This window comes from Streptosporangium amethystogenes subsp. fukuiense (genome assembly GCF_042665875.1).
Classification (GTDB): Bacteria; Actinomycetota; Actinomycetes; order Streptosporangiales; family Streptosporangiaceae; genus Streptosporangium; species Streptosporangium fukuiense.
In genome coordinates this window covers 8572162-8584455 of sequence record NZ_JBHTEE010000001.1, presented here as the reverse complement: position 1 = coordinate 8584455, position 12294 = coordinate 8572162, and the positions used below count along the sequence as shown (strand labels likewise).

Genomic DNA, 12294 nt, shown 5'->3' with positions numbered 1-12294 from the left:
CTAGGAGTCGTTCCTCGGCTGCTGCTTGAGGGAGCCCGCCAGGGTGGACAGCTCGTCCCAGGGGGCGGTGCCGGTGACGACGATCGTGACGTCGGGCAGGAACCGTACGAGGGCGCGCTGGTTCTTGTCCTCGCGGACGCGCTGCTCCCAGGTCACGCCGTCGATCTGGACGGTACCGGTGACCGTGGAGGTGTTGGAGAGCCTGCCTGCGAACTCGGCCGCGGGCTTCTCGTCGCTCTGGGCGAGCATCGCGTGGAAGCGCTTGGCGGTGGCGAAACCGAGCTTCCAGGTGGTGGCGCCGTTCTCACGGGTGCTCCGGGAACTGTTCGGGATCCACCCTGCGGCGACGGGCTCGGGGGCCCACATCTGGAAGGGCGCCGTACGGCGCAGATCGGCCAACGCTATCGAGTAGTCGACCCTGGGGATGTGCTCGGTCCTGCTCTGCGGTGTGACCAGCAGGAACAGGCCGACGGCGGCCAGGCAGATCGCCATCGCGACCACATAGCCGTAAAAGCCCTGAGTGAACCTTCGCACGACTGTCGACACTATCCGTTCAGGGAGGTGGTCCGCCCTCAGGGGCGGCGGATCTGGGCGATGATGGCCAGCACGTCCTCGACGAGCGCCCGTGAGGCGTCCTCGTCGTCGGACAGGGCGACCTCGGAGACCGCGGCGGCGAGCGCCCCGGTGAGGACCACGACCAGCGCTCCCTCGTCACCCTCGAACAGGGCTGCGTTGCGCTTGGCCCACTGCCGGAGCCGGTCGCGCACGATGACCTCGAACCCCGGCGGCCCGTCACCGCGCAGGAACAGCGCGGAGATCTCCCGCTCGGCCAGGCAACCCTCCAGGTAGGCGCGGGCCCCGGCGATGAACAGCCGCATCGGGTCGCTCTCGCCGGCCGCCCTGGCCTGGCCGACCGCCTGCTTGGTCCGCTGGGTCTGCCGGGCCTGGAACTCGTCGAAGAGCGTGAGGTAGAGGTCGGCCTTGCCGGAGAAATGATGGTAAAGACTTCCGACGCTCGCCCCCGCGCGGGCGACCACGTCGGTGACCCCGGTCTCGGCGAATCCGCTTGTGACGAAAATCTCCCTGGCGGCGGACAGCAACGCGGCGCGCGTGGCGGCCCCCCGCTCGGAGGTCCGCGCACCCACGCCTTTCACCAGCCGTTCCGCGTCGCTGCTCATGGTGGGCACATTATCCTCCGCCGACCGGTCAGAGGGGCGCCAACTACGATCGTTGCATTAGCCACGAGAGGGGTTTCCCACCATGTCTGATCAGACGTCCGTTCCTGCCGCCCTTGCCACGGGCGAGCACGCCCCTGATCGAAACCTCGCCCTGGAGTTGGTCCGGGTCACGGAGGCGGCCGCGATGGCCGCGGCCCGCTGGGTCGGGCGGGGTGACAAGAACGGCGCCGACGGCGCCGCGGTCAACGCGATGCGCCAGTTGATCAACACGGTCTCGATGCGCGGCGTGGTGGTGATCGGCGAGGGCGAGAAGGACAACGCGCCGATGCTCTACAACGGCGAGCAGGTGGGTGACGGCAGCGGCGCGGCGTGCGACGTGGCCGTCGACCCGATCGACGGCACCCGGCTGACCGCGCTCGGCATGCCCAACGGGATCTCGGTGATCGCGGTCAGCGAGCGCGGCTCGATGTACGACCCGTCCGCCGTCTTCTACATGGACAAGCTGGTCACCGGTCCCGAGGCCGCCTCGTCCGTGGACATCAACGCACCGGTGGCCGACAACATCGCCGCGGTGGCCCGCGCCAAGGGCGGCGAGCCCTCGGACGTGACCGTGGTCATCCTCGACCGGCCCCGCCACGAAAAGATCATCCGGGAGATCCGGGAGACCGGCGCCCGGATCAGGCTCATCACCGACGGCGACGTGGCCGGTGCGATCATGGCGGCCCGGGTGGGCACCGGTGTCGACCTGATGCTCGGCATCGGCGGCACGCCGGAGGGCATCATCGCCGCGTGCGCGCTCAAGTGCCTGGGCGGCGTCATCCAGGGCAGGCTCTGGCCGCAGGACGACGCCGAGCGCCGCCGGGCGCTGGACGCGGGCCTCGACCTCGACGCCACGCTGAGCACCGACGACCTGGTCAGGTCCGACGACGTGTTCTTCGCGGCCACCGGGATCACCGACGGCGAACTGATGCAGGGTGTCCGTTACCGCGCGGGGCGGGCCATCACCAACTCCCTGGTCATGCGCGGCCGTTCCGGGACGATCCGGAAGATCGAGAGCGAGCACCAGCTCTGGAAGCTGCGGGCGTACAGCGCGATCAACTTCGACAGCGCCAGCTGAGGACCGGCACTGGAACCGGTGTCGTCCGGCATCCCGGAACGGCATCGGAACCGGAGCCGGAGGTGACCTCAGCGGCGGAACCAGGGTCGGCGAGGACGTTTGGGGGACTTGGCCACGATGTTCCCGAGCGTGACGACGCCGGTGATCTCGATGACCGGGCCGTCGGGCGCGCCCGGGGGGACCTGGTTCTTCTTGCCCCCCATGAAGGACGAGGCGGGCATCTCGATCCGCACGCCCTCGGGGACGATCAGGGTGAGGGTGCCGCCCATCACGGTGACCTGCAGGGTCACCCGGCTGGACTGGAGCAGCGCCTCGCACAGGTCGAGCTTGACGTTCGCGCAGATCGCGGTGGCGGAGAAGTGAGTCGGCACGACCCAGCGGCCCGAACGCTCCTCGGAGCCGAAGAACGCCGTCACCGGACGGACGTCGGTGCGGAGCGGCTGCGCCTCGGGCGGCAGCAGGTCCGTGGTGAGCGCGGAGAGCTCTCCCAGGGTGCGGGCGCGGTAGACCGCCTCGGTGCGCTCCTCGTACTCGTCGTGGTTCAGGCGCCCGTCGGCGAGCGCGTCGCCCAGCACGGCGGCCACCCTCTCGCGGTCGGCGTCCGCCGCCCGTAGGTCGGCGGGGGCAGGTTCACGATTGCGACGGCGGTTCGCGGGCGGGCGGGGACTCTCCACCCCTCGACCCTAATCCCTGCTGGGCCGCCCCGAGCGTCCCAGCACCGCCCGGCCGTCCGCTCCTCGGCCCCGGCCCGCGCGGCCCCGGGGCCTCTGCCGCGAACCGGTGGAGCCATGCCTCGTCCGCCCGGTCGCGGGTCCCGAGCGGCACAGGGCATTGACCGCCGGGGGCGGCACACCTAGCCTGGCGAGAACTTGAACCCCCCTCATGTTCTCCGGAGGCCGTCGTGCCCCTCCCGCGTGACAGACAGGCGCGCGTGGCGACCTGGGCGGCCTTCTTCGTCCAGGGCCTCTGCTTCGCCACCCTGCTCACCCATGTGATCGACCTCCAGCACAGGTTCGGGCTCAGCGACGGCGACCTCACCCTGGTCCTGCTGCTCGTACCGGTGATCGCCGGTGCCGGCAGCGCGATCGCGGGCCCGCTGGCGAGCCGGTACGGCAGTGCCCCGATCCTGCGCGTCTCCCAGGTCGGCGTCTGCGTCATCGTGGCGCTGTCGGGCTGGAACGATCAGCTCGCCGGGCTGTACGCGCTCAGCGCCGCGTTCGGCCTGTTCGTCGGCGCGGTGGACGCGGCGATGAACATGCAGGCGGTCGCGGTGGAGCGCCGGTACGGCATGAGCGTGCTGACCGGCTTCCACGCCGTGTGGAGTGTCGGCTCGATGCTGGGCGCCGGATTCAACTCCGCCTTCAGCGCGCTCGGCGTCGAGCTGGGCTGGTCCTTCTCCGTCCCGGTGCTGATCGGCGCGGTGATCTCCATGGTCATGCTCCCCCGCCTCTACGGGCGGGACGCGGAGCGGGCCGGCGAACAGGCCGCGCAGGTGGCGGCCAGGGTGCCGTGGCGGCCGATCATCCCGCTCTGCCTGGCGATGGCGTTCCTGTACGTCGGTGACGCGGCGGTCTCCAACTACAGCACGATCTACATGGAGAAGGCGCTGGCGGCGAGCGGCTGGCTGGTTCCGTTCGCCTACCTCGTCTACCAGGCGACCATGCTTCTCGCGCGGGTCCCCGGTGACCTCGCGGTACGCAGGTACGGACCCGCGCCGGTCGTCCGCGCGGGCGCGGTGATCGCGGCCGTGGGCACGCTGGGCGTCGTCGTCGCGCCCGGCGTCGTGCTGGCCGTCGTGTCGTTCGGCCTGGTCGGCGTCGGCCTGTCCATCATCGCCCCGCAGTCGTTCTCGGCCGCCGGGCGCCTCGGTGCCGGTGCGGAGACCGCGATCGCGCGGGTCAACATGTTCAACTACGTCGGCTTCCTGGTCGGTGCCGCCGTGGTCGGCACCCTCAACGACGAGGTGAACGTCCGCGTGGCGTTCGTACCCGCCGTGGTGCTGGTGGCCCTGATCGTGTTCCTAGCCAGGGGTTTCCAGCCGGAACCGGAACTCGCCGCGCGCCCCTAGGGCTCTCGCGAGGGCGCGGACCGCCTGGCCGGCGCGGTGTCCGGGCAGTCGGGCGAAGCCCATCAACAGCGCGGGCGGACCGGGGGCGTGCCGCATCGGCTCCACCGGCTCGACCGCCAGCCCGCACTCCTCTGCCCTGGCCACCACCGATGCCTCGTCCCAGCCGTACGGCAGCTCGGCGAACAGGTTGAGCCCGGCGGAGACGCCCCGCACGGTGATCTCGGGAAGGTGCTCGCCGAGGGCCAGCACCAGGGCGTCGCGGCGGGCGCGGTACTGCCGGCGCATCCTCCTCAGGTGCCGGTCGTAGTCGCCGGTGGCCACGAAGTCGGCCAGGACGTACTGCTCCAGGACGGGCGACCCCATGTCCAGCTCGCCGCGGGCCAGCCGCAGCGACCCGGCGATCCGGGGCGGAGCGACCGCCCAGCCCAGGCGGAGGCCGGGGGCCAGCGACTTGCTGACGCTCCCGACCAGGACCACCCGGTCGGCGGCCAGCCCCTGCAGACAACCCACCGGGTCGCGGTCGAAGCGGAACTCCGCGTCGTAGTCGTCCTCCAGGATCATCGCGCCGGTCGCGACGGCCCACTCGATCAGCTCGGCACGGCGGCGGGGCGAGAGCACGACCCCCGTCGGGTACTGGTGCGCGGGAGTGAGCATCACCGCCCGCGCCCCGGTCTCGGCCAGTGCCCCGACATCGATGCCCTCGTCGTCCACCGGGACGGCGACCAGGTCGGCTCCCGCCGCGCGGAGCAGCGGGAGCTGGCGCACCCCGGCCGGGTCCTCGACCGCCAGCAGGATCCGGCCCGGGGAGGGCACGGGGTACTCGACCCGCTGGACGAACCAGTCGAGGTCGGGGCGCGCCCGGACCTGGGGAAGCCGCCCCGCGAGCGCCTGGACCGTGAGGCTCAGCCCCTGGGCGACCCCGCCCACGATCACCAGGTTGTCCGGGACCACGTCGGCCGCCCGGACCCTCCCGAGGTAGGCGGCCAGCTCCTCGCGGAGCGCGGGGACACCGCCGGGGTCGCCGTAGTCCAGGGCCTCGACGGGCAGCGCGGCGAGCGTACGCCGCATCGAGGCCAGCCACCGCTCCCTGGGGAACGCCCTCAGGTCGGGCGCGGTGGAGCGGCGCTCGTGATACGGCTCGCGGCCCTCCGCGGGGCTCGTCATCCCGGGACCGGCGGGCGAGGGCGCGCTGTCCTGCGGCCGGGAAAGGCTCCCTGGAAGGACTGCCTGGCGGCTCGCGGCCGGAGCCACCGTGGTGCCCACCCCGGTCCTGGAGATCAGGAAGCCCTCGGCCACGAGCTGCTCGTACGCCTCGACCACCACCCCCCGGGAGAGCCCGAGATCTCTGGCCAGCTCACGGCTGGCGGGCAGCCGGACCCCGGCCGCCAGCCGTCCACGCCGCACCGCCTCGCGGAGCTCGCGGGCGATCTGGGCGGCGACACCGCCCGCCGCACGGTCGACGACGAGATGCAGATCGGCCAATTGGTCCTCTGTTCCGATGCTTCATTGGACCCGACAGGGGAGCCATTGGCTTCCTAGCATTCCGCACATGAAGGTGGATGTCAGTACCGTCTCCCGGCCGGAGTTACGCGGCCTGAGTGAGGCCGCAGGAGCGATGTTCCTGGTGGGAACCCTGGCGGGGGTCTCCGGAGTGATCGGGGACTATCCGGTCTACGGCGGCCAGGCCATGCGCTACCTGCTGGCGGCCGTGGTCCTTCTCGCGGTCGCCCGGATGGCGGGGCTGCGGTTCGTGCGGCTCACACCTGGTGAGACGGCGCTGCTGGCGGCGCTCTCCCTGACCGGGCTGGTGATCTTCAACGTGTGCGTGATCGAGGCCACCCGGCACGGCGGCCCGGCCCTGGTCGGCACCGTCCTCGGCACCGTGCCACTGGCACTGGCCCTGCTCGGCGGGCGCCCCTCGCCCCGGCTCCTGTCGGCGGCGGCGGTCGTCGTCACCGGAGCGACGGTGGCCACCGGGCTGGGCAGCGGTGAGGCGGCCGGACTGCTCTGGTCGCTGGGCGCGCTGGGCTGCGAGATCTGCTTCTCCCTGCTGGCCATCCCGCTGCTGCCGAAGCTGGGCGCCGTGCGCGTCTCGGCCTATTCGGCGTCACTGGCCGTACCGCTGCTGGTCGTCGCGGGCCTGCTCGCGGACGGCACCGCGATGATCCGGGTGCCGACCGCACCCGAGATCGCGGGCCTCGGCTACCAGTCGCTGGTCGTGACCGCCGTGGCGTTCTTCCTCTGGTACGACGCCCTGCCCCGGCTCGGCCCGGGGACCGCGGGGCTGTTCGCCGGGCTGATCCCGGTCGGCGCCATCGCCACCGGCGCGGTCCTCGGCCTCGGTGCGCCCTCGCCGCCCGACCTGCTCGGCGCGGCGCTCGTGGTCGCCGGCATCGTCCTCGGCCTCAGAGCCGGTGCACCCGCTGCCGGGGCAGATTCGCCTCCTGCGAAGGCTCCTCGTCCTGCGGGGGCAGGCTGACCCGCTCGGCGATGCCGCCGTCCCGCTGCGGGGGGACCGCCCCCTGGTGCGGTGGCAGGACGATCTGTCCGGACTCGGCGCTGATCCGCTGCCTGGGGACGCTCCGCTGGGAGTCCGGCCAGCTCACCGGCCACTGGGGAGTCCGCCCGTCGCCCTCTTTGATACTTGTCAGCGTGATGGCTATCAGTGATACGGCGAGTCCTGCCACCACGAAGACGGCCACGAGGATCAGCAGGACGATGTCACCGGTCATCAGGGTGTTTCCAATGTCCATGATGCCTCCCAACCTCCACCGGACGCTCGGCCCGGCCCTCTTCCAGCTTCTCTCGTTTCTTCGGACACGTGTGGACAAAAGACGCATATGCCATTAATGCTTGTCCCAAATATGTGGTTTTCATACGATCTGTCCACTGGCGCTCGCGTGGAGAAAGGGAGAGTCGGCTCCCACCCGACCGCGAAGGTCGGGCCCGATCGCGAGGGCCGTACCCTCTAGGAAAACGGCGCCCGCACGGAGGACCTACCACGATGCCCGAGTTCGACTACACCGACCTGCTTCCCATGGGACCGGACGAGACGGAGTACCGCCTGATCACCACCGAGGGGGTGCGGGTCGTCGAGGCCGCGGGGCGCAGGTTCCTGGAGGTCGAACCCGAGGCACTGCGGCTGCTCACCGAGACCGCCGTCCACGACATCTCCCACTACCTGCGGTCGTCCCACCTGGCCCAGCTCCGCAAGATCATCGAGGATCCCGAGTCGAGTGGGAACGACCGCTTCGTCGCCCTCGACCTGCTGAAGAACGCCTCGATCTCGGCGGGCGGCGTACTCCCGATGTGCCAGGACACCGGCACCGCGATCGTGATGGGCAAGCGCGGCCGCCACGTGCTCACCGACGGCGCCGACGCCGAACACATCTCCCGCGGCGTCTACGACGCCTACACCCGGCTGAACCTGCGCTACTCCCAGATGGCCCCCATCACCATGTGGGAGGAGAAGAACACCGGCTCCAACCTCCCCGCGCAGATCGAGCTCTACGCCGAGGACCCGCTCGGCCACCCCGACGAGTACAAGCTGCTGTTCATGGCCAAGGGCGGCGGCAGCGCCAACAAGTCGTTCCTGTACCAGGAGACGAAGGCCGTGCTCAACGAGAGGCGGATGCTCCAGTTCCTGGAGGAGAAGATCCGCTCCCTCGGCACCGCCGCCTGCCCGCCGTACCACCTGGCGATCGTCGTCGGCGGCACATCCGCCGAGTACGCCCTGAAGACCGCCAAGTACGCCAGCGCCCGCTACCTGGACTCCATCCCCACCGAAGGCTCCCCCTCCGGCCACGGCTTCCGCGACACCGAGCTGGAGGCCAAGGTCTTCGAGCTCACCCAGAAGCTCGGCATCGGCGCGCAGTTCGGCGGCAAGTACTTCTGCCACGATGTCCGCGTCATCCGCCTCCCCCGCCACGGCGCCTCCTGCCCCGTCGCCATCGCGGTCTCCTGCAGCGCCGACCGCCAGGCCCTGGCGAAGATCACCCCCGAGGGGGTCTTCCTGGAGCGGCTGGAGACCGACCCGGCCAGGTTCCTGCCCGAGACCACGGACGAGCACCTGTCGGACGACGTGGTGAAGATCGACCTCAACCGCCCGATGCAGGAGATCCTCGCCGAGCTGACCAGGTACCCGGTCAAGACCCGTCTGTCGCTGACCGGGCCGCTCGTGGTGGCCCGTGACATCGCGCACGCCAAGATCGGTGAGCTGCTGGACGCCGGCGGCGAGATGCCGCAGTACCTCAAGGACCACGCGGTCTACTACGCCGGCCCCGCCAAGACCCCCGAGGGCTACGCCTCCGGCTCCTTCGGCCCGACCACCGCGGGCCGGATGGACTCCTACGTCGAACGCTTCCAGGCGGCCGGCGGCTCCAAGATCATGCTCGCCAAGGGCAACCGCTCCAAGCAGGTCACGGACGCCTGCAAAACCCACGGCGGCTTCTACCTCGGCTCCATCGGCGGCCCCGCCGCCCGCCTCGCCCAGGACTGCATCAAGAAGGTGGAGGTGCTGGAATACCCCGAGCTGGGCATGGAGGCCGTCTGGAAGATCGAGGTCGAGGACTTCCCCGCCTTCATCGTGGTCGACGACAAGGGCGAGGACTTCTTCACGGACACGACCGGGCCCGTCCTGAGCATCGGCCGCCGCTGACCATCCCCGGCTCTCTCAGGCATCGTCCACGAGGTCGCGACGACCCGGCGTCCGGGTACACCGGCCGGTCACACCGTTGTGTGCCGGCCGGTCGCGTCCCTGAGTATCGGCCGAGTCGCGGGCCGCCGTTTCTCGCCCGGCCGGACCGGGGCGCGGATCACAGCGGGGTACGATCCGGCGGCGGCCATGCCGAGACCGGTGACGGTGCGGGAACCGGGGGCGTGACAGGGCCGATGCCATCCTCGCCGCCCGCCGGTAGGTCCGATCGCGGGTCGTGAGGTGGCGCTGTCGCAGATGTCGCCGGTCGGCGGACAGAAACCCCTGGTCGCCCCTATCCCGCCGGCGCTTTCACGGCACTCACCGTGTGACCGGTGGAGATGTACACGACACCGTCGGCCACCACCGGCCTGAAGGTACGGTCGCCGGTTTCATAGGTCCAGCGGTGCTCGCCGGTGGCCGCGTCCAGGGCGTGCACCCTGTTCTCCTTGTCATCGGAGAGGTACACCACACCGTCGGCCACCACCGGATCGAGGTACCTGCCTCCGAGAGTTCCGGAAAACTTGTGGGTCCAGCGTTCGGTGCCGGTCGCCGCGTCCAGGGCGTACACCCTCTTCTCGTCTTTGCGGGCATGTACGGCATACACCACGCCGTCGGCCAGTACCACGCTGGAGTAGGGGATGCCGCGAATCTCATCGATCCAGCGTTGCTCGCCGGTCGCCGCGTCCAGGGCATGCATACTGCTAGCGGTGAAGTACACGGCACCCTCGGCCACCACCGGGCTGAAGATGGTGTCGAGGAGGCTGTGTTTCCTGTAGGTCCAGCGGTGCTTGCCGGTCACCGCGTCCAGGGCGTACACCCTGCCGGCATCGTCGTCGAAGTACACGGCATCGCCGGCCACCACCGGACTGGAGTCGACCTCAGCGCGGTAACCGGTTTCGTAGCTCCAGCGGCGCTTGCCGGTGGCCGCGTCCAGGGCATGCACCCTGCCGGCATCGTCGCCGAAGTACACGGCATCGCCGGCCACCACCGGACTGGAGGTGATGTCGACGAGGTCACGGTTTTCGTAGCTCCAGCGGCGCTTGCCGGTCGCCGCGTCCAGGACGTACACCCTGCCGGCATCGTCACTGAAGTACACGGCATCGCCGGTTACCACCGGGCTGAAGTCGACCTTGGCGCGGTTACGGGTGTCATAGGTCCAGCGTTGCTCACCGGTCGCCGCGTCCAGGGCGTACATCCTGCCGTCACTGGTGGTGTACACGACACCTCCGGCCACCACCGGATCGGAGTAGCCGATTGAGGGAACATTGGGAAGTTTGCGGGTCCAGCGTTGCTTGCCGGTGGCCGCGTCCAGGGCGTACATCCTGTTCTCGCCGAGTTCGCCTCCGAGGACGTACACCACACCGTCGGCCACCGCCGGCGTGGAGGATCCGAAGCCGACGTCGTAGGTCCAGGAGGGGATCACGGGCGCGGTCGCCGTCACCGCCCGCCACGCCAACCAGGAGGCAACGACCAGTACGCCGATCGTCAGTCCTGTGACCGCCCGCTGCCATCCGCTCCACTGACGCCGGCTCACGCTCTTCATCTCCCGGACCTCATCGCCGTCTCTCCTTAAGGTGCTCGCATGCCTGGAGCCGGCTTTTGTGTCGCGCCCGGCACGAAGCCCCCGAACGACGCTAGAGGCGGGCGCTGGAGAACGACTTGTCGGTCACTGGGACGGTCATGTTCGCCACCTGCCCGGTGTGCATGCCCTCCGCCCAGATGAGCAGGTTACGCAGACTCGACCTCGGGCACCCATCACCACCCTCGATGCCGGAAATATGCTTATTGCTTCCACTATCACTACACATGTCCATATTTTCAGGAGAAGCAGGGGTCCCGCGGCAATTCACCAAATATCACGCAGCGTTTCCCAACAGTTACGAGCGCGAAAATCTGACTGAAGTTGGCAAGAATATTCGGCCCGGTCTCTACTGGTCTCATTACGCAAATCGGTAAGCTGCACCACATGCGTGCGCCGCCCGGATACCTTCTTGCAGCGCGCTACCGGCTGTCAGAACCGGTTGGGCGCGGTGGCATGGGCACTGTCTGGCGCGCGCACGACGAGTTGCTCAACCGCGAGGTGGCCGTCAAGGAGGTCCGCCTCCCGCTGATCCTCGACGAGGATCTCCGCGCCGAGCTGTGCGCCAGGACCGAACGCGAGGGACGGGCGACCGCGATGGTCGCCCACCCCTCGGTCATCACGGTCTTCGACGTCGTCACCGAGGACGAGCGTCCCTGGATCGTGATGGAGCTGCTCCGTGCCAGGTCGCTGGAGCAGCTCCTGCAGGACCACGGCCCGCTGCCGCCACGCCAGGTGGCGGAGATCGGCCGTCAGGTCCTGGGGGCGCTGCGCGCCGTGCACGCCAAGGGGATCCTGCACCGCGACGTGAAGCCCAGCAACGTCCTGGTGACCGACGACCGGGCGGTGCTCACCGACTTCGGCCTGGCCGCGTTGGAAGGCGACGTGTCGATCACCCAGGCGGGCATCGTGCTGGGCTCGGCCGGATACATCGCCCCCGAGCGCGTGCTGGGCGCCAAGGCCAGCCCGGCCGGCGACCTGTGGTCACTCGGCGCGACCCTCTACACCGCCGTCGAGGGCCGCGGCCTGCACGGCCGCCGTACGGCCGCCGCCGCGCTCGCCGCGCTGACCAGTGGCGAGCCGATCCCCATGGAGCGGGCGGGCCCGCTGACGCCGGTGCTGCGGGGTCTCCTCACGATCGACCCGAACGCCCGGCTCGACACGGGACGGGCCTCGCTGATGCTCGCCCGGGTGGCGGCCGGCGGGCTGGTCGAGGACTCCTTCACCATGCCTCCGGCCCGGCCCGACGGCAGGCCCGCACGGCCCGACGTCAGGCCCGACATCAGGCCCGCCAGGCGCCCCGACGGCAGGCCCCCCGTGGGCGGGTCCGGCGGGACCCCGGTTCCGCCGTTCAGCCGTCGTTCCCAGCACCGCGGGCTGCATCGGTTCGGCTCGGTGCCGACGCCGACGTCGGCGCCGCGGCTCTCGTCTCCCATGTCGGCCCCGCCGCCGTCCGGACCGATGTCGGCACCGGTGTCCCAGCCTCGCGCGCACCGGCGCCCGGGTGAGGGGGTACACAGAAAGCCGGCGGAGGTTTCGCCAACCTATCGCCCATTTGTCCGTTTTATGACACCCCTTATAAGGTTGATGCTCCCGCGTCTTCTCTGGCCGAGGGAACTCCGTAAGCGCGGGTAAAGCGCTTCTCAAGGTGGAATG

Annotated in this window: 11 protein-coding genes; 5 read left to right on the top strand and 6 right to left on the bottom strand. The window is 70.3% G+C overall.

Annotated elements, in window-relative coordinates; translation table 11 throughout:
* Both ACFQVD_RS38180 and ACFQVD_RS38175 read right to left on the bottom strand, forming a co-directional pair.
* Positions 1–534, bottom strand: coding sequence for a DUF4245 domain-containing protein (locus tag ACFQVD_RS38180; protein ID WP_343977634.1), 534 nt, complete (start codon positions 532–534; stop codon positions 1–3).
* Between the two features lie 38 nt (positions 535–572).
* Positions 573–1178 carry a TetR/AcrR family transcriptional regulator gene (locus ACFQVD_RS38175; protein WP_343977637.1) on the bottom strand — a complete coding sequence of 202 codons (606 nt, stop codon included), beginning with the start codon at positions 1176–1178 and terminating at the stop codon, positions 573–575.
* A gap of 82 nt (positions 1179–1260) precedes the next feature.
* Here ACFQVD_RS38175 and glpX point away from each other — a divergent pair, with 82 nt between their 5' ends.
* Positions 1261–2295, top strand: coding sequence for a class II fructose-bisphosphatase (glpX, locus tag ACFQVD_RS38170; protein ID WP_343977640.1), 1035 nt, complete (start codon positions 1261–1263; stop codon positions 2293–2295).
* Positions 2296–2363: 68 nt separating this feature from the next.
* Here the strand turns inward: glpX and ACFQVD_RS38165 are convergent, their stop codons facing one another.
* Positions 2364–2969, bottom strand: a complete 606-nt coding sequence (locus tag ACFQVD_RS38165; protein WP_343977643.1) for a DUF1707 SHOCT-like domain-containing protein — start codon at positions 2967–2969, stop codon at positions 2364–2366.
* A 257-nt stretch (positions 2970–3226) separates the two neighbouring features.
* Between ACFQVD_RS38165 and ACFQVD_RS38160 the strand changes: the two genes are divergently transcribed.
* Entirely contained in the window at positions 3227–4363 is a 1137-nt protein-coding gene (locus ACFQVD_RS38160) for an MFS transporter (RefSeq protein ID WP_343977646.1), read from the top strand.
* Here ACFQVD_RS38160 and ACFQVD_RS38155 read toward each other — a convergent pair.
* Positions 4316–5845, bottom strand: coding sequence for an aminotransferase-like domain-containing protein (locus ACFQVD_RS38155; protein ID WP_343977649.1), 1530 nt, complete (start codon positions 5843–5845; stop codon positions 4316–4318). The genes ACFQVD_RS38160 and ACFQVD_RS38155 overlap by 48 nt on opposite strands.
* 67 nt (positions 5846–5912) lie before the next feature.
* On the opposite strand from ACFQVD_RS38155, the gene ACFQVD_RS38150 reads away from it, so the two are divergent.
* Positions 5913–6842, top strand: coding sequence for a DMT family transporter (locus tag ACFQVD_RS38150; protein ID WP_343977652.1), 930 nt, complete (start codon positions 5913–5915; stop codon positions 6840–6842).
* Here the strand turns inward: ACFQVD_RS38150 and ACFQVD_RS38145 are convergent.
* Positions 6769–7116, bottom strand: coding sequence for a hypothetical protein (locus ACFQVD_RS38145; protein ID WP_343977655.1), 348 nt, complete (start codon positions 7114–7116; stop codon positions 6769–6771). The genes ACFQVD_RS38150 and ACFQVD_RS38145 overlap by 74 nt on opposite strands.
* Before the next feature lie 251 nt (positions 7117–7367).
* Here ACFQVD_RS38145 and ACFQVD_RS38140 point away from each other — a divergent pair, with 251 nt between their 5' ends.
* Positions 7368–9020: a fumarate hydratase gene (locus tag ACFQVD_RS38140; protein ID WP_343977658.1), complete on the top strand. Its 1653-nt coding sequence runs from the start codon at positions 7368–7370 to the stop codon at positions 9018–9020.
* 331 nt (positions 9021–9351) lie between these two features.
* Here the strand turns inward: ACFQVD_RS38140 and ACFQVD_RS38135 are convergent, their stop codons facing one another.
* The gene (locus ACFQVD_RS38135) at positions 9352–10602 is read right to left on the bottom strand and encodes a PQQ-binding-like beta-propeller repeat protein (protein ID WP_343977661.1); all 1251 of its coding nucleotides are present in this window, start codon (positions 10600–10602) and stop codon (positions 9352–9354) included.
* A gap of 492 nt (positions 10603–11094) precedes the next feature.
* Here ACFQVD_RS38135 and ACFQVD_RS38130 point away from each other — a divergent pair, with 492 nt between their 5' ends.
* Positions 11095–12273, top strand: coding sequence for a serine/threonine-protein kinase (locus ACFQVD_RS38130; protein WP_386273450.1), 1179 nt, complete (start codon positions 11095–11097; stop codon positions 12271–12273).
* Positions 12274–12294 lie beyond the last annotated feature (21 nt).